This is a genomic window from Shinella sp. HZN7 (genome assembly GCF_001652565.1).
GTDB lineage: Bacteria > Pseudomonadota > Alphaproteobacteria > Rhizobiales > Rhizobiaceae > Shinella > Shinella granuli.
The window spans coordinates 46,628-72,148 of record NZ_CP015737.1 but is presented as its reverse complement, the minus strand read 5'-3'; the positions used below and the strand labels follow the sequence as shown (position 1 = coordinate 72,148).

The following is a 25,521-nucleotide window of genomic DNA, read 5'->3' as shown; positions in this document are numbered from 1 at the left end:
GGCCACCGACGTATGGCTGGGGCCTCAGGCTGCCCCCGTCACTGCAAAACCTTCAGGATCCAGCGGAAAAACCGGGCGGCGAAGATGGGTATAGGTCCGGCGCGCCAGATCCGGCGAGCTCAGCCCGCCGGCATCCGTCACGATCATGCGCGCGGCGATCGGCCCGAAGGCGCCCTTGAAGTGCTGCATGGATTTCACCGCGAGGATCGCCCTTTCGGTCGGCTCGATGCCGACGGCGCGGAAGATGTTCTTGTCCAGCATCTGCATGCGCTCGGAAACGATCATGACGTCGAGCCCGCCGACGCGCAGGCAAACGCTCCTGCCGCAGGTGCCGGGCAGGCCGGTGAACATCGGCCCCTCGAAGACGAACCTGCCGTCGGTGACCGCCATCACCGTGCCGGTTACCGTCAGGGGACCGCCGCCGACCGCCGGATCCGTGCGCCCGCCGATCGTCACCGTGACCTCGGCCCCGACGCCGGCCGCCGCGATCTTACGCACCGCCTCGGGATCGAGCAGCGCCCCGGCGGCGGCATGGGTCAGCCTCGCTTCCAGCATGGCGGCGATCAGCGCCGTGCAGTCGCTATAGGCGCCCGACCCGGGATTGTCGGAAAAATCCGCCACCACGACAATGCCGTCCCTGGGATCGGCGGCCTTCAGCGCCGCGATGCATTCGGCCAGCGGCACCGGTTGCGTCCATTCGTTGCGGAAGGACCAGATGGCCGCGCAGAGCCTTTCGCCGACGCCCTCCGCCGCCACGGCCGGCACGGCCGCGCTGTCATAGGTGACGACGACGCTCGGCCCGGCGGCCCAGACATCGGCATCGGTGAAACCGGCATTGATCGAGACGGCGAGCATGCCCGGCACGGCCGCTTCCGCCGCGGCCCTTTCCAGGAGGCGGCACATCGGCCCGTTGTCCGTCGTGCGCCCGTCGTCGCAGCCGAGCAGCATGGGCGGGCGGCGGATGGCGAGCTTCGGCGCGATCTCGCCGGCCATCGCCCGGTGCAGCAGGTCGCAGGCCTCGACGCCGACCTCCCGCATGTCGACATGCGGATAGGTGCGGAAGGAGACGGCGATCTGCGCGAGATCGGCCAGCTCGTCGAAGATGTTGGCATGCAGGTCCAGCGTGATGGCGACCGGCACCGCATACCCGACCACCGCGCGGATTTCGCGCAGGAACTGGCAGTCGCCGTCCTCGTCCGTCTCCGTCACCATCGCACCGTGCAGCGCCACGAAGATCCCGTCGAACGGTCCGCTTTCCTTCAGCCGGCGCAGGCATTCCCGGGTGATCTCGGTGCGCGCCGCTTCAAGGATGATGCCGTTCGGCTCGGCATGGGCGGCGACGATATAGACCGGCGTCCACCCCCTGGCACGGGCAACCTCGATTGCCCCGCCCACTTCCGATCCCGTGCCCTCGAAATTCAGCGGGATTTCGTCGCCCTTGAAATAATGCGAGGCATGGAAATCGCCGATCCCGGTCCGCTTCCGCGTGAAGGTGTTGGATTCGTTGATGAACTCGATGATAGCGACACGATAGGACATGAATACCCTTCCCGCCCTCGCCGGGCGGGCAATGAAAGAGACGGGAGAGAGCGGATCATGCCCCGAGCCGGGCAGGCGAGACGACGGACGAGGCCCGCTGGCAGACCTCGTCCTTTCAGAGCCGGTTATCCGCCGAAGAGCACGCTCGCATTCTTCGGCTTCTCGCGGATGTCGAAGTCGAAATACGCCTTGCGGATCGTCTCATAGGTGCCGTTGCGCACCAGTTCGGCAAGGGCGGCATTCACCCGCTCGCGCAGGGCATCGTCGTCCTTGCGGAAGGCGAGGCCCGCGCCGAGCGTGCCATCCTGCAGGAACTCCTCCCCGACGAAGACGCAGCAATCCTCGCCATCGGCCAGCCAGTCGGCGATGGCGATCTTCGATTCGACCAGGAGATCGAGGCGGCTGGTCCTCATGTCGAGGAAGGCTTCGCCGAGCGTCGGATAGAGCTTGACCTCGTTGTCGGGGAAGAAGTCCTTCAGCATGTCGGTGGCGATCGAGCCGGACTGCGTGCCGATCACCAGGTCCTTGACGGCATCGGGCTTGACCTCCTCAAGGTTCAGCTCCTTCAGGGCGACGAAACGCATGGCGTTGAAATAGTAGGGATCGGAAAAGCTCACCTGCTCCATGCGCGTCTTGGTGATCGCCATGGAAGAAGCAATGATATCGAACTTGCCGGCCTGGAGCGCCGGTATGATGCCGTCCCACTCGTTGGTGCTCCATTCGCATTCGGCCTTCAGCTCGGCGCAGATCGCATTGCCGATATCGATGTCGAAGCCCTTGAGCTGGCCGTCCTCGGCGACGTAGTTGAAGGGCGGATAGGCCCCCTCCGCGCCCATGCGGATCGTCTCGGCCGCGGCCGAGACCGCTCCCGACAGGACGATCGCGGCCGCCGTGCACGCATGGAGCGCCATTTTTCTCATCATCGTTCCCTCATCGTGTTGTGTCGCCGGCTTGCCTCGCCCACAGCCCCTCCCTCCGGCGCAAAACGCCAAGGCAAAAGAAACAACCTGAATTTCCTGGGTCTTGGCGAACGATGCATCCGGTCGGTTTCGTTCTGCCCGTGTAGGATTACCGTTGAGCCGGCGGCACAACAATGCAAAAGATATATTCCCAATCATTAGTTTTCTTCATGGTTCGATGACAGACCGGCACCATCGTCGACACTTGGCCAATCTGCGCGCGCTGCGCGCCTTCGAGGCCGTGGGCCACCACCGGAGCTTCACGGCGGCGGCGAGCGAGCTCGCCGTCAGCCAGGGCGCCGTCAGTCATCAGATCAAGCAGCTCGAGGAGCGGCTCGGCCGGCGCCTGCTGGAGCGCAATTCGCGCGGCGTCAGCCTCACCGCGGAAGGCAGCCTGCTGCTCGACGCCTGCGCCCGCGCCTTCGATGATGTCGCCAACGTACTCTCGCTCATCGGCCAGGAGACGGAGACGAAGGTCCTGCGCATCCGCACCGGCCCCTTCTTCGCCATGGAGGTGCTGGTGCCCCGCATGGCCGGCTTCCTCGAACAGAACCCCGGCATCCAGCTCCATCTCAGCAATCTGGAGGCGCGCAGCGGCGCGGTCGAGCGCGAGGACGCGCAGATCAAGTACTGTATCCATCCGCCGGCGGGAGACTACGCCGTCGAGGTGCTGCGCGAGCGCCTCGTCCCGGTGTGCAGCCCGGCGCTGCTCGCCAGCGTGAAGCAGGCCAGCGACCTGCTCTTCAGCCGCAGCGTCGCGCGCCTGCACTATCGCAATGCCGATGACTGGAAGAACTGGCTGACCCACAACAACCTGCAGGAAACGCAGACGAACGCCAACCTGTTCTTCGACGACCAGCACACGCTGCTTGCCGCCGCGCGCTCCGGCCATGGCATCGGCTTCTCGCACCGCGCCTTCGTCGAGGCGGACATTGCGCGCGGCACCCTGTGCGTGCTTTCGGAAGAAACCTTCCAGCCGGAGGAATCCTACAAGTTCCTCTGCCCGAAGGAAAGCATGGAGGCAAACCCCGCCCTCGCCCGGTTCCGCGACTGGCTGCTCCGGGAAATCGAAACCGTGCGCTGACGTCAGAAGCTGGGCGGGCTGATCGCCCAGAGCACGACGGCATCCCGGCTTCCCGGATTGCGATAGCGATGCGGCTCGCCGGCGGAGTAGGAGAAGCTGTCGCCCTCGCGCAGGTGGAAGTGTCGTTCGCCCACCCATATTTCGAGCTCGCCGGCCATGACGATCCCCACGGCGTCGCCGGCATGGCTATAGCTCTCCGCGCTCTCGCTGCCCGGCGGCAGGCGGGTGTGGATCATCTCGACCTGAAGGCTCATCTTCGGCGTCAGCAGCTCGTCGACGATGCCGCCGTCGTACTGGATGCGCAGGCGGTTGCCGTAGCGGATGACATAGCCCTGCTCGGCCTGCGGCACCGGCGCCGCGCCGCCGAAGAACCACTGCACGGTGACCCCGAGGCTGCGGGCGATACCGACCAGCGCGGGAATGGACGGATAGGCAAGGTTGCGCTCGATCTGGCTGATATAGCCCGTCGAGAGGTCGCAGCTTTCGGCGAGTTGGGCGAGCGTCATCCCGCGCCGCTTGCGCAGGCCGCGGATGCGCTCGCCGAGCACCGGATCCTCACCGGCCGCGGCCCCGCCGCCATGCGCCCCCGAAACGTTCTCGTCCGCCATCGCCGCCTTCCTTCCCGCGCCGCGCTGGCGCATCGGCTCACAAGGTTGTCCAGAATGCGCTTCATGGCAACAGATTTTGCCTTTAGTAAAAAAATACGTCGATTTTTTACTTTGAATAAAATATAACCACCTCGTTTCGCTCGCTCGGGATGGGAGGACTGAATGATCGGGATCGTGCAGATCAGGCATGCCATGCGCCACTGTCGCAACACCGGGAGCGCCGCATGAGCGCGCCCGCCGCCTTCCCGCACCTGTTCCAGCCCCTCACGATCCGCGGCGTGCGGCTGAAGAACCGCATCATGTCGACCGGCCACGACACGACGCTGCCGACGGACGGGCGCGTCAACGAGGCCCTTGTCGCCTATCACGCGGCGCGGGCGAAGGGCGGCGTCGGCCTCATCATCAGCCAGGTGGCCGGCGTGCACGAGACGGCCCGCTATACCTCGCACATGCTGATGGCGACGGACGACGGCTGCATCGACGGCTACCGCACGCTGGCGGAAACCTGCCATGCCCATGGCTGCGCGCTCTTCTCGCAGCTCTTCCATCCGGGCCGAGAGATCATGGAAGGCGGCGACGGGCTGCTGACGGTCGCCTATGCGCCCTCCGTCACGCCCAACGAGCGGTTTCGCGTCATGCCGCGCGCGCTCGACCAGGCGATGATCGACGAGATCGTCGCCGGCTACGGCGCGGCGGCCCGGCGCATGCATGAAGCCGGTGTCGACGGCGTGGAGCTGGTGGCGAGCCACGGTTATCTGCCGGCCCAGTTCCTGAACCCGCGCGTCAACCGGCGGACGGACGGCTATGGCGGATCGCTGGAGAACCGGCTGCGTTTTGCCGCGGAAGCGCTGAAGGCGATCCGTGCGGCGACATCGGAGGATTTCGTCGTCGGCCTGCGCATCAGCGCCGGGGACCGCGACGAGAACGGCCTCACGCCTGACGAGGCGCTGGAGGGTTGCCGCCTGCTCGAACCGCTGGTCGACTATGTCAATGTCACGGCCGGCACCTCCGCCTCGCTCGGCGGCGCGGTGCATATCGTGCCGCCCATGGCCTATCGCAACGCCTACCTTTCCAGCGACGCCGCCCGCTTCCGCCAAGCGCTGAAGGTGCCGGTCTTCGTCGCCGGCCGCATCAACCAGCCGCACGAGGCCGAGGCGGTCATCGCCGCGGGCGCGGCCGATGTCTGCGGCATGACCCGCGCGCTGATCTGCGATCCCGAGATGCCGGCTAAGGCCGAGGAAGGCCGCACCGACGACATCCGCGCCTGCATCGCCTGCAACCAGGCCTGCATCGGCCATTTTCACCGCGGCGTGCCGATCTCCTGCATCCAGCATCCGGAAACCGGCCGCGAGCTTGCCTTCGGTACGCTGGTGCCGGCGGCCGCACCGAAGAAGGTCATGGTGATCGGCGGCGGGCCGGGCGGCATGAAGGCGGCCGCGACCGCCGCCGCCCGCGGCCATCAGGTGACACTTTACGAAGCCGCGAACCAGCTCGGCGGACAGGCGCTGCTCGCCCAGCAATTGCCGCGCCGCGCCGAATTCGGCGGCATCATCACCAATCTTTCGCGTGAACTGGAGCTGGCGCAGGTGCGCGTGGTCAAGGGCGTTCGGGTCGATGCGGCCCTCGTCGAGCGCGAAAAGCCCGATGCCGTCGTGCTCGCGACCGGCGCCACGCCCTACATGCCCGAAATCCCCGCCGACGACAGCGTCCAGGTGGTCGACGCCTGGCAGGTGCTGCGCCGGGAGGTCAAGACCGGCGGCCGCGTCGTCGTCGCCGACTGGCGCTGCGACTGGATCGGCCCGGGCATCGCCGAGCTGCTCGTCGACAACGGCTGCAGCGTCGAGCTCGCCGTCAACGGCACCCATCCCGGCGAGCTTTTGCCGCTCTACGTGCGCGACAACATCGCCGCCGAACTGCACGGGAAGGGTGTCGGCATCACGCCCTATGCCCGGCTCTACGGCTGCGACAGCGGCACCGTCTACCTGCAGCACACCGTCAGCGAGCAGCCGATCGTCTTCGAAGGCATCGATACGCTCGTGCTCTGTCTCGGGCATACGCCGGCGGACGAGCTGCGGACGATGCTTGCCGGGCTGGTGCCGGAGGTCCATCTCATCGGCGACTGCCTGGCGCCACGAACAGCGGAAGAAGCGGTCTATGACGGGCTGAAGGTGGGCACCGCCCTGTAGGGCGCCCTCAGCTTGCCGGGGGTGGATCCGGCGCGGCCACAGAAAAATCGTCGCCCGTCGATTTTAGCGGTTGCCAAAATGCCGTTCACTTAATACCTTGTTAAGTGAGGAGCGAGGCCATGGACGACATCGCGGTTGCGACGAAGAATCAGGCTGCCGTCGGCGAGAAGGTGAAGGCCTTCCGCACCGCCCGCCGCATGTCCCTGCGCACGCTGGGCGAGGCCACCGGCACGACCGCGAGCTTCCTGAGCCAGCTGGAACGGGGGCTCAGCGGCGTCAATATCAGCACGCTGATGCGCATTGCCGGCGCGCTCGGCATCAGCCTGACGGACCTCTTCGAGGAAGCGGCCCCGCCCGTCGGCCGCGTGCTGCGCAAGCATGAACGCCCGGCGCTGCCGCCGGCCGAGGGCTATCGAAAGATGCTTTTGTCGCGACGACCGATCCGCGACATGGAAGTCTATATCGGCGAATTCGATCCGGGCGGCTCGACGGGGGAAAAGCCCTACAGCCATGGGGATTCGCACGAACTCTTCTTCGTCCTGCGCGGTGAGGTGGAACTCACGCTCGGCGAGGAGCGCCATGTGCTGTCGGCCGGCGACAGCATCGAATATCCGACCTCGGTTCCGCACAAGACCGTGAATATCGGCGCGGAACCGGCCGAAGTCCTGTGGATGATCGCGCCGCCGACAAGCGTCGCCGACGACCTCGACAAATACCTGCCACGGGCGGGCTCGTAACCGCGGCAGGAACAACGCACGCGAGCGCTACTGGGAGTATCAACGATGAGGAATTTTGCGGGGGCTTTGGCCCTGACGATGACGTGCGCCCTGGCCTTGCCGGTATTCGCACAGGAAACGCCGGTCGCCGGCGCGGTAAAGGAAGGCTCCCTTGAGGGCAAGACGCTGACCTTCGTCTCCTACGGCGGCATCTACCAGGACGGCCAGGTGGCTGCCCTCCAGGAATTCGTGGAGAAATCCGGCGTGACGCTGCTCAATGACGGCCCGACGGAAATCGCCAAGCTGAAGGCGCAGGTCGATGCCGGCAACGTCACCTGGGACGTGGTCGACACCGCCGACCTGCCGCCCTACGTCCATTGCGGCACGCTGTTCCAGAAACTCGACTTTTCCAAGCTCGACGTCTCGAAGATCCCGCCCGGACAGGTCGGCGAATGCTCGGTCCCGGCGATGAACTATGGCGTCATCTTCATGTACAAGACCGAGACCTACAAGGACAATCCGCCGCAGAACTGGGTGGACTTCTTCGATACGGAGAAATTCCCCGGCTCGCGCGCCATCGACGGCAGCGGCGATCCGACCGGCGGCCTGATCGAGCAGGCCTTCAAGGCGGCCGGCGGCGACCCGAAGGCGATAACGCCTGACGACATCGAGAAAGGCATCCAGAAGCTGCGCGACCTCGGCCCCGACACGATCTACTGGAAGACCGGCGCCGAATCCCAGCAGCTCGCCGAATCCGGCGAGGCCGACATGATCATGATGTGGACCGGCCGCGCGATGACCGCCGCGAAGAACGGCGCGGCCTATACCCCCGTCTGGCAGGACTGGCTGGTCGTCATGGACCAGATGACCATCCCGGTCGGCGTCAAGGACACGGATGCGGCCTATGCGCTGCTCAACGCCTATCTCGGCCAGCGTTCGCAGGAGATCCTGACCGAGAAGACCTCCTACACGCCGATCCACATGGACGCCAAGCCGCAGGTCGACGAGATCACCGCGTCGTTCCTCACCTCGACGCCCGAACGCATCGCACAGGGCTATCAGCAGAACATCCCGTTCTGGGTGGAGAACTTCGACCTCGCAGCCGAGAAGTGGAACGCGCTGCTTTCCGGCAATTGAGGCTGAATCGTCTTTGGATTTGCCCCTCACCCTAACCCTCTCCCCGCAAGCGGGGAGAGGGGACCTGCCAGACCGGACGTTCGGGACGGAGGAAAACGGCGCGGCATAACCCTTCTCCCCGCTTGCGGGGAGAAGGTGGCGGTAGCCGGATGAGGGGCCGAACCCAGGAATCTTCGAACCGGATGCAGAAACCCAACCGAGCCACAGGAGACGACCTTGACCGATACGCCTGACAGGCCCGCTCTCCTCACGCGATGGCGCCCGCGCGGCGCAGTGTGGCTCGCGGCGCCCGCCGTGCTGGTGCTGCTCCTCGCGCTTGCCTATCCGCTGGCGATCGTCGTGGTGCGCAGCTTCACCGATCCCGCCCCCGGCCTCGACAATTACGTCTGGTTCTTCCAGTCCGCGGTAAACCGCACCGTCTTGCAACGCACCTTCGTCGTCGCCGCCTGGGTGACGCTCGTCTCGCTCATCTGCGCCTATCCTTACGCCTATGCCATGACCATCGTCGGCAGGAACCTGCGGCTGGCGCTCATCCTCTGCGTGCTCGTACCCTTCTGGCTGAGCGGCGTGGTGCGCACGCTCGCCTGGGTCATCCTGTTGCAGGATTCCGGCGTCATCAATTCCTTCCTGCGCGGCCTCGGCCTGCCGCCCGTCAAGCTGATCCGCACGCTCCCCGGCGTCGTCATCGGCATGACGCAGGTGCTGCTGCCCTTCATGATCCTGCCGATCTATTCCGTGATGAAGGGCATCGACACACGCCTTCTCCAGGCCGCCCGCAGCCTCGGCGCAAAACCCTGGAGAGCCTTCCTGCAGATCTACGTGCCGCTGTCGCTGCCCGGCGTCTATGCCGGCGCGATCATCGTCTTCATCCTGTCGCTCGGCTTCTACATCACGCCGGCCCTGCTCGGCGGTCCGCGCAGCATCCTGCTCTCCTCGCTGGTGCAGAACCAGGTGCTGAGCCTGCTCAACTGGGGCCGTGGCGGCGCGATGGGCGTCGTCCTCCTCGTCGCAACCTTCGTGCTTCTCGCCATCGCCGCCCCGCTGATGCGCCAGAAACATTCCTCGACCCGCAGGGAGGCGTAAAAATGCCCTCCTTCCCCCGCATCCTTCTCGGCCTGTTCTGCCTGCTCGTCGCGGTGCTTTTGCTCGCGCCGACGCTGGTCGTCATCCCGATGTCGTTCAACGGCAACAAGTCGCTCGCCTTCCCGCCGGTGGGCTTCTCCTGGCAATGGTACGACAACTTCTTCCGCAATCCCGACTGGACGACGAGCTTTTCCAATTCGCTGGTCATCGCGCTCATCGTCGCGGTCGTCGCGACGGTGGTCGGCACGCTCGCCGCCTTCGGCGTCTCCCGCGCAGCGGCGCGTACCGGCGGCCTGCTGCGCGCCCTCCTCATCACGCCGATGGTCGTGCCCGGCGTGGTGCTGGCGATCGGCATCTACGCGGTCTATCTCGATACGCATCTGGTGGGCACGGTCACCGGCTTCGTGCTGGCGCACACCATGCTCGCCATCCCCTTCGTGCTGATCGCCGTGCAGGCGAGCCTGGAGGTCTTCGACCGACGGCTGGAGACCGCCGCCGCCAGCCTCGGCGCGGGCCGGCTGACCGTCTTCCGCACCGTGACGCTGCCGCTCATCCTGCCCGGCATCCTCTCCGGCGCGCTCTTCGCCTTCATCACCTCGTTCGACGAGATCATCGTGGCGCTGTTCATCACCAGCCCCTATCTCAAGACGCTGCCGGTGCAGATCTACACCTCGATCACCCGCGACGCCGACCCGACCGTCGCCGCCGTCGGCACGCTGCTGTTCCTCGCGACCTCGCTCATCATCATCGCCGGCCTGCTTCTCGGCATGCGCCGCGCAAGGACCTGACCCATGACCGCATCCGCTGGCGCCGCCATCGAAATCCGCAAGGCCTCCAAGCGCTATGGCGCCTTCACCGCCCTCAACGACATCGACCTCCATATCCGCCCCGGCGAGTTCATGACGCTGCTCGGCCCCTCCGGCTCCGGCAAGACGACGACGCTGAACCTCATCGCCGGCTTTACCGACATCAGCTCCGGCACGCTCGAGATCGGCGGCAGGAGCGTCACCGGCCTGCCCTCGCACAAGCGCAACATCGGCGTCGTCTTCCAGCACTACGCCCTCTTCCCGCACATGACGGTCGGAAAGAACGTCGCCTATCCCCTGATGCTGCGCGGCATCAAGGGCGACGACCGCGAGAAGCGGGTGAAACGCGCCCTCGACATGGTGAAGATGGCGGATTTCGCCCATCGCTACCCGAACGAACTCTCCGGCGGCCAGCAGCAGCGCGTGGCGCTCGCCCGCGCCCTCGTCTTCGATCCGCCGCTCCTCCTGATGGACGAGCCGCTCGGCGCACTCGACAAGAAGCTGCGCGAATGGCTGCAGCTCGAAATCAAGCGCATCCACCGCGAGCTCGGCACCACCTTCGTCTACGTCACCCACGACCAGGAGGAAGCGCTCGTCCTCTCCGACCGCATCGCCGTCTTCAACGGCGGGCGCATCGAGCAGATCGGCACGGGCCGCGAACTCTACGATCATCCCGCGACCCTCTTCGTCGGCCGCTTCATCGGCGATTCCACCGTCCTGCGCGGCAAGTCCGAAGCCGCCGGCGACGGCACGGTGATGACCATCGGCGGCCAGAGGATCTTCGCCCAGGGCCGCCTTCCCGGCGAGGCCCGCCCGGTCATCCTGCTCCGGCCCGAGCGCGTGGGGCTGAAGCGCCCCGGCGCGGACGCCTTGACGGGCGAAAACCGCCTTTCCGGCACGGTCACCGAGGCGATCTATCTCGGCTCCGGCTCGAAATACGAGGTGCGGCTGGCAGACGGAACGATCGCCGTGGTGCGCAGCCCCCTCGGCGCGACCGATTTTGCGATCGGCGATACCGCCGACATCGCCTTCCTGCCCACCGATCTCACCCTTCTTCCCGATGATGCCAGCGCCGACGTGACGCTGACCTGAACCCCGAAAGCCTTTCCCATGGACGTCAAGACCAACGGTGACATTTCCTTCTGGTATGCCGATATCGGCGGCATACCGCAAAAGCGCCCTCCCCTGCCCGGCGACCGCGAGGCGGATGTCTGCATCATCGGCGCGGGCTATACCGGCCTGTGGACGGCCTACTACCTGAAGAAGGCGGACCCTTCGCTCAACATCGTCGTGCTCGAACGGGAGTTCGCCGGCTTCGGCGCCTCCGGGCGCAACGGTGGCTGGCTTTCCGGCGGCTTCAGTTGGTCGCGGGAAAAATACGAGAAGACCTCCAGCCGCGGCGCGGTCGTCGATCTGCAGAATGCCATGGCGGGCACGGTCGACGAGGTCGAGCGCGTCACCCGGGCCGAAGGCATCGACGCGGACCTCATCCGCGTCGACAAGCTCGTCGTCGCCACCAATGCGGCCCAGCTCGAAAGGGTGCGCGAGGAATACCGGTTCGGCCTCGACTGGCAGATTCCGCCGGAGCGTCTGCAACTGCTCTCGGCGGAGGATGCCGCAAAGCGCATCCGCATCGCCGATCTCAAGGGCGCCGTGCTCTACCGCAACATGGCGCGCGTCCAGCCAGCCAAGCTGGTGCGCGGCCTCGCCAGGGTGGTCGAAGGCCTCGGCGTGTCGATCTACGAGGGCACGACCGTCATCCGCTTCGAACAGGGCCGCGTTACAACCGACCGCGGCATAGTGCGTGCGCCAAAAATCATCCGCGCCACGGAGGGGTTTTCCGCCGGCCTGCCCGGCTTCGAGCGGACCTGGCTGGCGCTGAACAGCGCGCAGATCGTCACCGAACCCGTGCCGGACGCGGTGTGGAAGGAGATCGGCTGGGAAGGCCACGAACTGCTCGGCGATGCGGCGCATGCCTATTGCTACGCCCAGCGCACCCGCGAGGGCCGCATCACCATGGGCGGACGCGGTGTGCCCTATCGCTACGGCTCGGCGACGGACGTCAACGGACGGACGCAGCAGGCGACGATCGACGCGCTCCATGGCATCCTGACTCGCCTCCTGCCGCAGACGAAAGCGCTGAAGATCGACCATGCCTGGTGCGGCGTGCTCGGCGTGCCGCGCGACTGGTGCACGACGGCGGGCTTCGACCGAGCGACGGGCATCGGCTGGGCCGGCGGCTATGTCGGCCTCGGCGTCTCCAGCTCGAACCTTGCCGGCCGCACGCTCTGCGACCTGGTGCTGGATCGCAAGACGGAGCTGACCGGCCTGCCCTGGGTCAACCGCACGGTGCGCAAATGGGAGCCGGAGCCCTTCCGCTGGCTCGGCGTGCATTCGATGTACCAGCTCTACCGCATGGCGGACGACCGGGAGTTTTCCGGCCTGTCGCGCACCTCCAAACTCGCGGCGCTCGCCGACAGCATCACCGGCCACTGAGCCAGATACGGGACAGACCATGATCAGCTTCGAAAATTTCGGTGACCTCCTCCAACGCGATATCGGCGCCTTCGCGCCGAAGCCGACCTCCATCGAGGGCGATCAGCAGGAGGCCACCCTGCCCCTCTGGACGAGCCCGGACGGCAAGATGGAAACCGGCATCTGGGAATGCACGCCCGGCCGCTTCACCGCCGACCGCAGCGAGATCGCGGAGATCTGCCATATCCTTTCCGGCCGCGTGACGCTGCACAACGGCGACGGCACGAGCCGTCGGATCGGCCCGGGCGAGATGTTCGTCCTGCCGCTCGGCTGGCGCGGCGAATGGACGATCCACGAGCAGACCCGCAAGATCTATACGATGGTGGCAAGGGGCGTCTGAAGGCGCCTGACCTGAATTTTCCCTGTAGTATCCCCTTAGTACCCGCTCGCCCGCCAGTCTTGCTAAACTCCTCCCATTGGTTTTGGGAGGAACAGATGCCAGCTTCGAAAATCCTGATGATCACCGGCGACTTCACCGAGGACTATGAAACCATGGTCCCGTTCCAGACGCTGCTTGCCTGCGGCTATACCGTGCATGCCGCCTGCCCCGGCAAGAATGCCGGCCAGACCGTCGCGACCGCCATCCATGACTTCGAGGGCGACCAGACCTATTCCGAAAAGCGCGGCCACAATTTCACGCTCAACGCCACCTTCTCCAGCATCCGCGCGGAGGATTACGACGCGCTTGTCATCCCCGGCGGCCGGGCGCCCGAATATCTGCGCCTCAACCCGGATGTCCTCAAGGCCGTGCGGCACTTCTTCGAGGCCGGCAAGCCGGTGGCGGCCATCTGCCACGGCGCGCAGCTTCTCGCGGCGGCCGGCGTCCTCAAGGGCCGCACCTGCTCGGCCTATCCCGCCTGCCGCCCCGAAGTGGAGCTTGCCGGCGGCATCTATGCGGATATCGCCATCGATGATGCGGTCTCGGACGGCAATCTGGTCACCGCGCCCGCATGGCCGGCGCACCCCTCCTGGCTGCGCCAGTTCATGGCTGTGCTGGACGCCGCATCTCTGCTACAAACGGACGCCGCCTGAGGAGACGGACAAGGGAGGCCGGGATGTGCGAACTGTTCATCAAGGCGGATGCGCGGCTCTGGGAGAGCACCACGCGTTCGCTGCGGATCGACGGCATGGTCACGAGCGTGCGGCTGGAGAATTTCTTCTGGTCGAAACTCGAGGAGATCGCGCGCCGCGATCGCATGAACGTCACCCAGTTGATCACCAAGCTGCACCATGAATCGATCGACGCAGGCCACGACCTCGGCAACTTCACGTCCTTCCTGCGGGTCTGCTGCGCGCGCTATCTCGATCTCCAGTTGACCGGCGACATTCCGGCGGACGTCAACCAACCGATCGCCGGGCTGAACGCACCGGCGATCCTCGTGCGCGAGCGGGAAAAGTATCACTGAGCCGCCCGATCGCATCCGCCTGCCGCAGATGTGCATCAAATCGCCCGGGCCGCCATGCGTAGCGCCACGCAGCCGCATGGAGATTGACCGCGGCCTATGCCTCCGAGTTCTATGACAAAGGGCAACCAAAAGGGGCGTCCCACTGTAGCCGGCTGCAGGGATGTGCAGTTTTCCCCCATTGAAACGACAAAACCGCACAGGACGCAGAGAGTTTCTTTCGAGCCTTTGATGAGGCCATTTTTCCTTACATCCGGGACCGTTGACGCATGTGACGTGGCTGAGCAAGCTATAGCCTTTCGCCAGCGTGCAAACATGCCAAACGGTGAACGCTGCGTTCTCGTTCCGCACCTTTCCAAGCCCTGTCCGATACCCCATCTTCGCTGGCGACACCCATCCCAACGGACGCTCCGGCGTCGAGGCAAAGATCCATGAAGAAAATCGGTTTCCTTTCCTTCGGGCATTGGACCCCCTCCCCGCAATCCGAGACCCGCTCGGCCGGCGATACGCTGCTCCAGTCGATCGACCTTGCCGTCGCGGCCGAAGAGCTCGGCGCCGACGGCGCCTATTTCCGGGTGCATCATTTCGCCCGGCAGCTCGCCTCCCCCTTCCCGCTCCTCGCCGCCACCGGCGCGAGGACGAAGTCGATCGAGATCGGCACGGCCGTCATCGACATGCGCTACGAGAACCCGCTCTATATGGCCGAGGATGCAGGCGCCGCCGATCTCATCTCCGGCGGGCGCCTGCAGCTCGGCATCAGCCGTGGCTCGCCCGAGCAGGTCATCGACGGTTGGCGCTATTTCGGCTACCAGCCGCAGGAAGGCCAGAGCGACGCCGATATGGGCCGCCGGCATGCCGAGGTGTTCCTGGGCGTGCTGAAGGGCGAAGGCTTCGCGCAGCCCAACCCGCGCCCGATGTTCCCCAACCCGCCCGGCCTGCTGCGCCTCGAACCCCATTCGGAGGGCCTGCGCGAGCGCATCTGGTGGGGCGCGAGCTCCAACGCCACGGCCGTCTGGGCCGCGAAGCTCGGCATGAACCTGCAGAGCTCGACGCTGAAGGACGACGAGACGGGCGAGCCTTTCCACATCCAGCAGGCCGCGCAGATCCGCGCCTATCGCGAGGCCTGGAAGGAGGCCGGCCACAGCCGCACGCCGCGTGTTTCGGTCAGCCGCAGCATCTTCGCGCTCGTCGACGACCGCGACCGGGCCTATTTCGGCCGCGGCGGCAAGGAAGCGGATTCGATCGGCTTCATCGACGACAAGACGCGGGCGATCTTCGGCCGTTCCTATGCCGACGAGCCGGACAAGCTCATCGAGCAGCTTGCCGCCGACGAGGCGATCCGGGAGGCCGATACGCTGCTCCTGACCGTGCCGAACCAGTTGGGCGTCGAATACAACGCCCATGTCATCGAGGCGATCCTGAAGCACATCGCACCGGCCCTGGGCTGGCGCTAGGCGCGTTTTCTACTGCCAACGCCACGCGTCGCGCAAAAACGAGAAAAGCGCGCCAGGGACGCCCCGGCGCGCTTTTTGTCTATATTCCTCAGGCAGGATCAAAAGGACGTGCTTGCCTTCAGCATGAACGTGCGCCCCGCGCCGTAGCCGCAGGAGTTCGCGCCCTGGCAGGTCGCAACATACTCCTTGTCGAACAGGTTGGAGACGTTCAGCGCGACACCCCAGTTGTCCTTCTCGTAGCGGATGGCCGCATCGACCAGCGTGGCGGAAGGAACGCGGAGCGTGTTCTCGCGGTCCGCCCAGGACTTGCCGATGTGGCGTACGCCCGCTGCAACGCTCACGCCCTGAAGCATATCGTTCTGGAACGAATAGTCCGCCCAGAGCGAAGCCGTCAGCTCCGGAACCTGGATCGGCGTGTTGCCGGCAGGCGTGCCGTCGAACGCGCCGCCGGTCGCCTTGGTGACCTCCATGTCGAGATAGGTCAGCGCGCCGATGAGCTTCAGCCCCTCCGTGACGTTTGCCTGGATCGAAGTTTCGAAGCCGCGGGCCTCCACCTCGCCGATAGCGGCCGTCTGGGGAATGCCGTTGACCGTGATCGTGCTGGGCACGTTCTCGCGCGTTATATCGAAATAGGCGGCCGTGATGAGGGCATCCATGAAGTCGGGCTGGTACTTGACGCCGACTTCCCACTGCTTTGCCGTTTCCGACTTCAACAGGTTGCCGTCATTGTCCGTCGAGGTCGTCGGATTGAACGAGGTCGAGTAGCTGACATAGGGCGTCAAGCCGTTTGCGAATTCATAGGCGAGTGCCGCACGCCAGGTGAATTCGCCTTCGTCGCTCTCGGTGGAGTTGGCAGCGTTGATATTGTCGTCGAGCTCGGTCTTCACGAAATCGTAACGGCCGTTGAGCGTGGCAATCCATCCGCCGCCGAACTTGATCTGGTCCTGTGCATAAATGCCGAGCTGGTCGCGGCGCAGGTTCTGGTCCAGGTACGGATTTCCGAGCGCCGGAATATCGACACCGTAAACCGGGTTAAGCGGATCGAGATCCAGGTTGCCGAAGCCGACGGCCTGGGCCTGGTCGATCGAGTAGTATCGATAATCCAGTCCAAGAAGAAGATTGTGATCCAGCGCCCCTGTCGCAAATTCCCCTTCGAGCTGGTTGTCGACCGTGAAGATATCGACATCCGTGTCATGCGCGAAGCGATAGCGGGCCAGCTTCGTGGGATCGGCCAGTGACCATCCGTTGGCATAGAGCGCGTCTTCCTTAAGCGAGACGCTCGCGTAGCGCAGGTTCTGGCGAACCGTCCAGTTGTTGTCGAACGTATGTTCGAACTCGTAGCCGATCATGGCTTGCTGGCGATCGTATTCGTCAAGGCTCTTATCGCCGTAGAACAGGTCGGCCGGGATCCGTCCCACGCCGGGCGCATCGACGACCGTGCCGAGATACGGCAGGAAACCCGTGCTGGTGTGCGTCAGGTCGATATGCTGGTAGGAGCTGAGGATGGTAAGGCTCGTGCCCTCATCCGGCTTCCATGTCAGGCTGGGCGCGATCGTGCCGCGAAAATCCTCAGACTTGTCCGTCTCCCATCCGCCACCGGAGATCTTCCCTGTCAGACGGTAGTTAAGGACGTCATCGCTGCCGAGCTTGTCGCCGAAATCCAGGCCCAGATACCCGTTGCCGAAGCTGTTGATGCCCGTCTCGACATAACGCAGCGGCTCATCGGTGGGGCGCTTGCTGACGAAATTGACGAAGCCGCCCGGATTGGCGCCGCCGTAGAGCGCGGAGCTCGGCCCCTTGATGACTTCGATGCGCTCCAGGAAGAACGGATCAACGAGGAACGTCCCGAAACCGGTCTGGAAAAGCGAAAGCCCGTCGAGGAAGACGCCGGTCTGCTCGGCCTGGAAACCGCGAATGAAGAGCCAGTCGGTGTCGGAATCGGTTCCGTATGTCGAGGCATTCACCCCGGCGACGTAGCGCAGCGCTTCATCGATCTTCTGGGGGCTCTGATCGTCCATCTGTTCGCGCCCGACGACGGAGACCGATTGCGGGATCTCGTTGAGGTCCGTCGCGGCCTTGCTGCCGGTGCGCGTCGATTTTGCGACGATGCCGCGCACGGGTTCGACGCCGGTGTTGGCGGCCGCATTGGGATCGCCCTGCTCGACCCGGACCTCTTCCAGCCGTGTCGCGCCTTCCGCGTCCTGTGCGAACGTGGAAAACGGTGCCAACAGTCCGATTGCCGCCGTACCGCACGCAAGCGCCAACCTCGACGGCCGCCGGTTCTTCGACTTCATCATCATCTGCGCATACCCCACTCGTCCCGCTCGCCTGCCTGAGCGGCCTTCCAACAATAAGGTGAGTGCTTAACTCAGTTTTAACGATCGGGCTTGTCGCATTCCGCGAAAATTGTACGTTCTTGGGCAATTTTCCGTGCGATGAACAATCGCCCGTTCGCCGGCGTCAGGCGAGCTGCGCCTTCTGCCAATGGGCCGGCGTCGTGCCGAAATTCTTGCGAAAGACGCGGGTGAAATGCGCCTGGTCGGCAAATCCGGTCTCGACGGCGATCTCCGTCAAGGGCTGATCGCCCTTCAAAAGCAATTGCTTGGCCCGGCGCAGCCGGGCATTCACCTGCCATTGATGGGGCGCGACGCCGGTCGAGGCCTTGAAAGCGTGGCTGAAATGGGATTGCGACAGGCCGATGAGGTTGGCGAGCTCTTCGAGCCGGATGTTGCGCAAGCAGTTTTCTTCAATGAAATCGGTCGCGCGGCGCAACTGCCAGGCGGCCAGCTTGCCGCGCTTGCGACCCGGCGCCTTTCCGAGCTTCATGACGTCGATGATCAGCGCCAGCGCCAGGCCGTCGCCGTAGAGGTCGTGCAGCGGCTGCGGATTGGTGCACTCGGCGGCAATGAGCTGCGCCAACGAGAGCAGGCGGTTATCGGAGAAGAACAGCTGCGGGGTGGCGAGCCGCTCCGGGTCGAGGTCCTCCGCCAGCCGTCGGCTGACCGTCTCCACGTCGAAATGCAGATCGAGATGGCGCAGGAACTGGTGATCGGCCAGGTCCGCCCAGAGTTCGAAATTCGCGGGGATATAGGCGATCGGGCAATGCCGCCAGTCCTCGACGGACTCCGCCCCGCCCGGTGCCAGGCGGATGCGGGAATCGCCCGGCCCCCGCTTGTCGAGCAGGATGAAGAGCCGCGGGTCCCGCCCGACATAATAACCGCCGGCACGGGCCGCGCATTCCACGTCCCAGACATCGGCGATAATGCCGTTCCAATGCCGGCGGTTGAGACCGCCGACGACGGAGAAGCCCTCGATCCTGTTCTGCATGCGCGGCTGGAACGTCATCTTGCCCTGCGACTATTCCTTCTATTTTTTGTCAAGTTTTACCCCGATTTCCGCCGCAATGCAATATCACTAAAATAAGGGAGGAGCGGCTCATCCCCGCTCCTCCCCTCCCCCGCAGGTTTTCCTGTTTTCAGTCTTCTTCTTGGAAAACCTCTTCACGCTTCCTCTTGACCGAAGGCAGGAAGACGATGATGAGGACCGCCAGCGCCAGTGCCAGCAGGAACGCGCTGATCGGGCGCGTGACGAAGGTGGACGGATCGCCACGCGACAGGATCATGGCGCGGCGCAGGTTCTCCTCCAGCAGCGGCCCGAGCACGAAACCGAGCAGCAGCGGCGCCGGCTCGCAACGCAGCTTCACCAGCAGGTAGCCGCCGAGGCCGAACAGCGCGACCGCATAGAGGTCGTAGACATTCGAGTTCACGCTGTAGACGCCGATCGAGCAGAAGGCCATGATGATCGGGAAGAGCACGTAATAGGGCACCGTCAGCAGCTTCACCCAGAGGCCGATCAGCGGCAGGTTCAGCACGACGAGCATCAGGTTGCCGATCCACATCGAGGCGATGATGCCCCAGAACAGCGTCGGCTGTTCGGTCGCGACATTCGGCCCGGGTACGATGCCCTGGATGATCATCGCCCCGACCATCAGCGCCATGACCGGATTGGCCGGGATGCCGAGCGTCAACAGCGGGATGAACGAGGTCTGCGCGCCCGCATTGTTGGCCGATTCCGGCCCCGCGACACCGGCGATCGCCCCCTGGCCGAACTCCCCCGGATTGTCCGAGACACGCTTTTCCACCGTGTAGGAGGCGAAGGCGGCGAGGATCGCCCCTCCCCCCGGCAGGATGCCGAGCGCCGAGCCGATGGCCGTGCCGCGCAGCACCGGGCCTGCCATGCGCCGGAAATCGTCCCTGGTCGGCCAGAGGCCGGAGACCTTGGCCATGAGCAGGCTGCGCGTCTTCTCGCCTTCAAGGTTGCGCAGGATCTCGGCGATGCCGAAGACCCCGACGGCGACCGCGACGAAGTTGAGCCCGTCGGCATATTCGCGGATGCCGAGGGTGAAGCGCGGCGTGCCGGTATAGATGTCCGTGCCGACGAGGCCGAGCAGGAGGCCCAGCGCCACCATGGCCAGCGCCTTGACGATCGAGCCATGGGCGAGCGCGATGGACGAGACGAGACCGACGACCATCAGCGAGAAATACTCGGCCGCGCCGAACTTGAGCGCGATGGCCGTCAGGGGAATGGCGAAGATCGCGACGAGGAAGGTGGAGACCGTGCCGGCGAAGAAGGAGCCGAGCGCGGCGATGGAAAGCGCCGCCCCCGCCCTGCCCTTGCGCGCCATCTGGTAGCCGTCGATGGCGGTCACGGCGGAGGAGGATTCGCCCGGCATGTTGATCAGGATCGCCGTGGTCGAGCCGCCATATTGCGCGCCGTAATAGATGCCGGCGAGCATGATCAGCGAGGAGACCGGCTCCAGCTTGAAGGTGATCGGCAGGAGCATGGCGATGGTCGCCGTCGCGCCGATGCCGGGCAGCACGCCGATCAGCGTTCCAAGCAGCACGCCGATGAGGCAAAAGGCAAGGTTCTCCGGCGAGAGCGCCGTGGAGAAGCCGAGCGCGAGATTGCTGACAAGATCCATGTCCGCCTCCTAAAGCCGGGTCCAGGGACCGAAGCGTTCGAACGGCAGCCCGAGGGCATAGCTGAACACCAGGACGGAAAAAAGCGTGATCGCCCCGGCCAGCACCACCGCCAAGAGCGGCTTCATGCGCGAGGATGCGAAGGCGGCGATGAGCGCGGCGAAGAACAGCGACGGCACGAAGCCGAGCCCACGCACCGTAAGCCCGAAGAAGACCGGCGCCGGCAGGATGAACAGCATGCCGCGCAGCGCCAGCGGCCCCATGGGCTCGCCCCGCACCCGCGTCGCCTGAACGAGCACGACGACGCCGAGCAGCGTCAGGATCGCGGCGAGGATCAGCGGGAAATAGCCCGGCCCCATGCGGAAGGCCGTGCCGAGATCCAGGTTAAGGCATTGATAGATGAAGAAGCCGCCGAGCGCGATAAAGGTCAGGCCGCAGATCGCATTGGTGCTGTCGAACTGTAGTTGTTTCATGGGTTCCCCTCTTCCAGCGGCCGGGACGGGCCGCGCGGGCGGTCAGGACTCATGGCGGCAGCCAATGCCGCCATGAGCCGGTCCGTGCGCCGGCGGGCTGTTTCCGCCGTTATCGGCGGAAACGCCGCGCAGCGTTTGCGGGTTGACCTCAGTCAGCGTACTGGCCGGCGGCCTCGATGACGGGCTTCCAGCGCGCGATCTCGCCTTCGAGCTTCGCCTTGAGGGCGGCCGGCGTCGCCTCTTCTTCCGCTGACGGCGCCGTGCCGAGTTCGGCAAAGCGGGCGACGACGTTGGGATCCTTCAGGGCGACCTGCAGCGACCTGGAAAGCCGCTCCGTCACCTCTGCCGGCGTGCCCTTCGGCGCATAGATGCCGTGCCAGATGCCGACCTGGAAGCCGGCGAGACCGGCTTCTTCCGCCGTCGGAACGTCCGGCAGGTTGTCGAGACGGGCAGGGGACGTCACCGCATAGGCCTTGATCGTGCCGCCCTGGATCTGCTTCGTCGTGTTGGTCGTCTGGTCGCACATGACGTCGACCTGGCCGCCGAGCAGGTCGGTCATCGCCGGGCCGGTGCCCTTGTAGGGAACGGTGACGAACTGCGTCTCCATGGCGCTCATCAAGAGCATGCCGCACAGATGCGAGGCCGCGCCGATGCCGGCATTGGCGACGGTCACCGTGTCCTTGTTCGCCTTCATGTAGTCGATCAGGCCCTTGAGATCGGTCGGCTCGAGGTCCTTGCGGGCGACGATGGTCATCGGCACGTCGGTGACGAGGCCGACATATTCGAAGCCGTCGAGCGTGTCATAGGCGAGCTTGCGGTAGAGCGTCGCGCTGGTCGCCATGCCGATATGGTGGAGCAGCAGCGTATAGCCGTCCGGGTCGGCACTCGCGACGCGGCCGGCGCCCAGCGTACCGCCGGCGCCGCCGACATTCTCGACGACGATCTGCTGACCGAGGTCCTTCGACATGGATTCGGCAACAAGACGGGTCACCGTATCGGTCGGGCCGCCGGCGGCGAAGGGCACGACCATGGTGATGGTGCGCTCCGGATAGGTCTGGCCGAGCGCAGAGGTTGCGAGTAGCGATACGGCAAGAGCCGCCGAAACGCCAAACAGGGCTTTCAAGGTCTTCATCAAATCCTCCCGATGAAATGCCCGGCCGGCGTGGCTCCTCCCGCGCCGGTCCTGGATGCCCCAAAGGGCGCTCGCGGAGACGAGTCGGCAAGCGGCGAGGGGACTTTGCGGGTGAGTTTACGGCGGTAAACTCGGCGAGATGGGTGGAGACGGGAACAAAGCGGCATGGCGATGGGTGGAAATCCACCCATCTGCTCCTTAAAAATCGTCTTGAAGCAGGCCGGAACCCAGATTTTTATCCAGCCCGTACTTCTGCATCTTCTCGTATAGCGTCTTGCGGGAGACGCCGAGCTGCTCGTAGACGGGCTTCAGACTGCCGCCGTGGGCGGCCAGCGCCGAGGCGATCAGCCCCCGCTCATAGGCGGCGACCTTGTCGGCGAGGCGTTGCGGACCTGTTTCCGGCCCGGCTTCATCCGGCGCGGTGTCGAGCCCCAGCACCAGCCGGTCGGCGAAGTTGCGCAGCTCCCGTACATTGCCCGGCCAGCTCCGGCCGGCAATGTCTGCCGTCAACTCCGGCGGCACGTCCATGTCGCTGCGGCCATACCGCGCCGCGGCCTCGCGCACGAGCTGGAGGAAAAGGAGGGGGATATCCGCCCGGCGCTGTGCCAGCGCGGGCACATGCAGCGTCGCGACATTGAGCCGGTAGAGCAGATCCGCCCGGAAGCGCCCGGCCGCCACCTCCACCGCAAGGTCCACCTTGCTGGTCGCGATGAAGCGCACATCGAGCGCAACGGGCTCGTTGGAGCCGAGACGGGTGATGACGCGTTCCTGTAGCACGCGCAGGAACTTCGCCTGCAGGTCGAAGGGCATGGAGCCGATCTCGTCGAGCAGGATCGTGCCGCCGCGCCCGTGCTCGAACTTGCCGAAGCGCGGCCGCAGGGCGCCGGGAAACGCCCCCGCCTCATGGCCGAAAAGCTCGCTCTCGATCAGGTTCTCCGGCAGGGCAGCGCAGTTGATGGCGATGAAGGGACGGTTCGCCCGGGCGCTGATATCGTGCAGCGCGCGCGCCACCACCTCCTTGCCCACCCCGGTCTCGCCGATGATAAGCGTATCGGCATCCGTCGCACCGATCGCCCGCAGCCTGTAGCGCAGGTCCACCATGACCTGCGTGCGCCCCGGCAGCCGGGCCTCGATATCATCCCGCTTGCCGGCAACCGCGCGCAGGCGGCGGTTCTCCAGCACCAGGCTGCGACGGTCCATCGCGCGGCGGATGATGCCGGCGAGATGCTGGGCCGTGAACGGCTTTTCAAGGAAATCGTAGACGCCGGCCCGCATGGCGCTGACCGCAAGCTGCACATCCGCATGCCCGGTCACCAGAATGACCGGCACTTCCGGGTCCACCTCGCGGATGCGCTGCAGCAGCGTCATGCCGTCCATGCCCGGCATGCGGATATCGCTGACCACCACGCCATCAAAGGCGTAGCCTATGAGCTCCAGCACCGGCTCCGCACTGGCGAAGGTATCCACCGTCAGGTCGAACAGCTCCAGCGCTTGCGCCGAGGAACGCCGCATCTCCTCTTCATCGTCGATCAGCAGGATGCGCGGCCCGCTCATTCCGCCGCCTCCTGCGCACGGGCCGCCACATCGAGCACGATCCGGAAGACGGCACCACCACCGGGATGGTTCATGACGGAGAGATTTCCGCCGAAGTCCTTGATAATATTATAGGAAATAGAAAGACCGAGGCCCAGCCCCTTGCCGACGCCCTTGGTCGTGAAGAAGGGATCGAAGATGCGGTCGGCAATCGCGGCCGGCACGCCCGGCCCGTGATCACGCACCTCGATGACGACGAGATCGCCCTCGCGACGCGCGGAAAGCCGGACCCGCCGGTCATCCAGCCCCTCGACGGCATCGGCCGCGTTGCTGATGATGTTGACAAGCACCTGCTGCAGGCGGACCGGGCCGGCCTTCACGACGAGGGCCTGCTCACCCAGTTCGATCACCAGCTTCGCATCCGCCGCCTTCAGCCGCGGCGTGACGATCTCCATCGTGTCGGCGATGACATCGGGCAGGGGAACCGCGCCGAGCTTCTCGTTCGGCTTGCGGGCGAAATTGCGTAAGTGACGGCTTATCGACGCCATGCGATCGACAAGGGCGGAAATGCGGCGGACATTGTCCTGCGCTTCGGGCACGCGGCCGCGATCGATCAGCAGGGCCGCGCTGTCCGCATAGGTTTTCGCCGCGGCGAGCGGCTGGTTGAACTCATGGGAGAGGGCGGCCGACATCTGGCCGAGACCGGCGAGCTTGCCGGCCTGGATGAGATCCGCCTGCGTCTTGCGCAGTTCCTGCTCGGTCAGCCGCCGCTCGGCGATTTCAAGTTCGATCTGCTCGTTGACACGGGCAAGGTCGGCGGTGCGCTCCTCGACGCGGCGTTCCAGCTCGTTGCGGGCCTCTTCCTGCAGCCGCAACCGCTCCACGACCCGGGCGCGGCGCTGCCAGAGCACGGCAAGACCCAGGCCGGCAAGGCAGATGAACAGCAGGATGGCGATAAGGGCGGTGCGGGCCTGCGTGCGCACCGAGGCCGTGTCGAGCAGCACGTTCACGGTCCAGTCCGCCTCGGGCATGTAGTGCGAGAGCCGGAGATATTCCCGCGTCGTGCCCTCACCGGCGATCCGCATCAACTGTTGACCGTAGTAAACACTCTCCGTGACAGGAAGGGGCTTCAATTCCGCTTCGGCATAACGCCGCGAAGCCTGGGTGCGGGCGAGGCGAGGGGCGTCGAGCGGCAGGATGCCGTTGTAGAGCCAGGCCTCGTTTCCCGTCATGAAGATGATGCCTTCAGGGTCGGCGACGAAGATCTCGTATTCGCCGCCGCGCCACGAGGCCTCGATGGTGTCGATGTCCACCTTGAAGACGATGACGCCGAGGATCGCGCCGCCGACCTCGACCGGTGAGGAGAAATAATAGCCCCGCTTCAGCGACGTCGTGCCGAGCGCGTAGAACCGCGCCTGCCGGCCCGCAATCGCATCCTGGAAATAGGGACGATAGTCGAAATTCTGGCCGACGAAGGTGCCCGGCGTCTCATAGTTGCTGGCCGCGATCGTGTTGCCGTCCGGCGTCATGACATAGATATCTGACGATTCCAGCAGGCCGTTGATTTCCTTGAGATATTGATTGGCGGTCCGGCGCAGCTCCGCATCCGACGGCGCCTGGAGCAGGGCTTCTATATCGTCGTGATCGGCGATCAGCGCGGGCAGGGGCTCGTAGCGGCTGAGATGCCCGCCAAGCGCAGCCACCGCAAGGCGAAGCGTCGTGCCGGCCTGCAAGGAGGCTTCGTCCATGTAGCTGCGGGTCAGCAGCGCGCCGCCTTGCAGGATGGTGAGCACCACGACGATCGGCAGGATCACGAAGGCCAGGGCATGACGCAATTTCACGGAACGACGGCTCCTCTCCGCTTCCTTGCGGCCGGATGGCCGCGGCCCATCCT

Annotated in this window: 22 protein-coding genes; 12 read left to right on the top strand and 10 right to left on the bottom strand. The window is 65.4% G+C overall.

Going from position 1 to position 25,521, the window contains the following annotated elements; genetic code table 11:
• Window positions 1-24: 24 nt before the first annotated feature.
• Both shn_RS22755 and shn_RS22750 read right to left on the bottom strand, forming a co-directional pair.
• The gene (locus shn_RS22755; RefSeq protein WP_064332810.1) at window positions 25-1,539 is read right to left on the bottom strand and encodes a M81 family metallopeptidase; all 1,515 of its coding nucleotides are present in this window, start codon (window positions 1,537-1,539) and stop codon (window positions 25-27) included.
• A 125-nt stretch (window positions 1,540-1,664) separates the two neighbouring features.
• Complete coding sequence (locus shn_RS22750; RefSeq protein ID WP_245337447.1) at window positions 1,665-2,450, bottom strand: transporter substrate-binding domain-containing protein; 786 nt, start codon at window positions 2,448-2,450, stop codon at window positions 1,665-1,667.
• Window positions 2,451-2,703: 253 nt separating this feature from the next.
• Here shn_RS22750 and shn_RS22745 point away from each other — a divergent pair, with 253 nt between their 5' ends.
• A complete protein-coding gene (locus tag shn_RS22745) occupies window positions 2,704-3,582 on the top strand; it encodes a LysR family transcriptional regulator (protein ID WP_245337446.1) in 879 nt (292 codons plus the stop codon).
• 2 nt (window positions 3,583-3,584) lie between these two features.
• Here the strand turns inward: shn_RS22745 and shn_RS22740 are convergent, their stop codons facing one another.
• The gene (locus shn_RS22740) at window positions 3,585-4,190 is read right to left on the bottom strand and encodes a helix-turn-helix domain-containing protein (RefSeq protein ID WP_084438386.1); all 606 of its coding nucleotides are present in this window, start codon (window positions 4,188-4,190) and stop codon (window positions 3,585-3,587) included.
• 224 nt (window positions 4,191-4,414) lie between these two features.
• Between shn_RS22740 and shn_RS22735 the strand changes: the two genes are divergently transcribed.
• From shn_RS22735 to shn_RS22685, 11 genes are all read left to right on the top strand, one after another.
• A complete protein-coding gene (locus shn_RS22735; protein ID WP_064332807.1) occupies window positions 4,415-6,376 on the top strand; it encodes an FAD-dependent oxidoreductase in 1,962 nt (653 codons plus the stop codon).
• A gap of 119 nt (window positions 6,377-6,495) precedes the next feature.
• Entirely contained in the window at window positions 6,496-7,113 is a 618-nt protein-coding gene (locus shn_RS22730; RefSeq protein ID WP_064332806.1) for a helix-turn-helix domain-containing protein, read from the top strand.
• Between the two features lie 78 nt (window positions 7,114-7,191).
• A complete protein-coding gene (locus tag shn_RS22725; RefSeq protein ID WP_245337445.1) occupies window positions 7,192-8,229 on the top strand; it encodes an extracellular solute-binding protein in 1,038 nt (345 codons plus the stop codon).
• Between the two features lie 216 nt (window positions 8,230-8,445).
• Window positions 8,446-9,312, top strand: coding sequence for an ABC transporter permease (locus shn_RS22720; RefSeq protein ID WP_064332804.1), 867 nt, complete (start codon window positions 8,446-8,448; stop codon window positions 9,310-9,312).
• A 2-nt stretch (window positions 9,313-9,314) separates the two neighbouring features.
• On the top strand, window positions 9,315-10,100 hold the full coding sequence (locus shn_RS22715; protein WP_064332803.1) for an ABC transporter permease: 786 nt from the start codon (window positions 9,315-9,317) through the stop codon (window positions 10,098-10,100).
• A 3-nt stretch (window positions 10,101-10,103) separates the two neighbouring features.
• Window positions 10,104-11,210 (top strand): ABC transporter ATP-binding protein, encoded by a 1,107-nt coding sequence (locus tag shn_RS22710; protein WP_064332802.1) that lies wholly within the window; start codon window positions 10,104-10,106, stop codon window positions 11,208-11,210.
• 18 nt (window positions 11,211-11,228) lie between these two features.
• Window positions 11,229-12,614: an FAD-binding oxidoreductase gene (locus tag shn_RS22705; RefSeq protein WP_064332801.1), complete on the top strand. Its 1,386-nt coding sequence runs from the start codon at window positions 11,229-11,231 to the stop codon at window positions 12,612-12,614.
• Window positions 12,615-12,633: 19 nt separating this feature from the next.
• Window positions 12,634-12,993, top strand: coding sequence for a cupin domain-containing protein (locus tag shn_RS22700; protein ID WP_064332800.1), 360 nt, complete (start codon window positions 12,634-12,636; stop codon window positions 12,991-12,993).
• 95 nt (window positions 12,994-13,088) lie between these two features.
• Window positions 13,089-13,685 carry a DJ-1/PfpI family protein gene (locus shn_RS22695; protein ID WP_064332799.1) on the top strand — a complete coding sequence of 199 codons (597 nt, stop codon included), beginning with the start codon at window positions 13,089-13,091 and terminating at the stop codon, window positions 13,683-13,685.
• A gap of 23 nt (window positions 13,686-13,708) precedes the next feature.
• On the top strand, window positions 13,709-14,059 hold the full coding sequence (locus tag shn_RS22690) for a ribbon-helix-helix domain-containing protein (RefSeq protein ID WP_064332798.1): 351 nt from the start codon (window positions 13,709-13,711) through the stop codon (window positions 14,057-14,059).
• 428 nt (window positions 14,060-14,487) lie between these two features.
• Window positions 14,488-15,510 carry an LLM class flavin-dependent oxidoreductase gene (locus shn_RS22685; RefSeq protein ID WP_064332797.1) on the top strand — a complete coding sequence of 341 codons (1,023 nt, stop codon included), beginning with the start codon at window positions 14,488-14,490 and terminating at the stop codon, window positions 15,508-15,510.
• A 98-nt stretch (window positions 15,511-15,608) separates the two neighbouring features.
• Here the strand turns inward: shn_RS22685 and shn_RS22680 are convergent, their stop codons facing one another.
• The 7 genes from shn_RS22680 to shn_RS22650 form a co-directional block, all read right to left on the bottom strand.
• Window positions 15,609-17,738 carry a TonB-dependent siderophore receptor gene (locus shn_RS22680; RefSeq protein WP_371328615.1) on the bottom strand — a complete coding sequence of 710 codons (2,130 nt, stop codon included), beginning with the start codon at window positions 17,736-17,738 and terminating at the stop codon, window positions 15,609-15,611.
• 232 nt (window positions 17,739-17,970) lie between these two features.
• Entirely contained in the window at window positions 17,971-18,855 is an 885-nt protein-coding gene (locus tag shn_RS22675) for an AraC family transcriptional regulator (RefSeq protein WP_064332796.1), read from the bottom strand.
• Window positions 18,856-18,985: 130 nt separating this feature from the next.
• Window positions 18,986-20,491, bottom strand: coding sequence for a tripartite tricarboxylate transporter permease (locus tag shn_RS22670; protein WP_064332795.1), 1,506 nt, complete (start codon window positions 20,489-20,491; stop codon window positions 18,986-18,988).
• Window positions 20,492-20,500: 9 nt separating this feature from the next.
• The gene (locus shn_RS22665; RefSeq protein WP_064332794.1) at window positions 20,501-20,962 is read right to left on the bottom strand and encodes a tripartite tricarboxylate transporter TctB family protein; all 462 of its coding nucleotides are present in this window, start codon (window positions 20,960-20,962) and stop codon (window positions 20,501-20,503) included.
• A gap of 148 nt (window positions 20,963-21,110) precedes the next feature.
• Window positions 21,111-22,094: a tripartite tricarboxylate transporter substrate binding protein BugD gene (locus shn_RS22660; RefSeq protein WP_064332793.1), complete on the bottom strand. Its 984-nt coding sequence runs from the start codon at window positions 22,092-22,094 to the stop codon at window positions 21,111-21,113.
• Window positions 22,095-22,292: 198 nt separating this feature from the next.
• On the bottom strand, window positions 22,293-23,648 hold the full coding sequence (locus tag shn_RS22655) for a sigma-54 dependent transcriptional regulator (protein WP_064332792.1): 1,356 nt from the start codon (window positions 23,646-23,648) through the stop codon (window positions 22,293-22,295).
• Window positions 23,645-25,468, bottom strand: a complete 1,824-nt coding sequence (locus shn_RS22650) for an ATP-binding protein (RefSeq protein ID WP_371328614.1) — start codon at window positions 25,466-25,468, stop codon at window positions 23,645-23,647. Before shn_RS22650 ends, shn_RS22655 begins: the two co-directional genes overlap by 4 nt.
• Window positions 25,469-25,521: the final 53 nt, after the last annotated feature.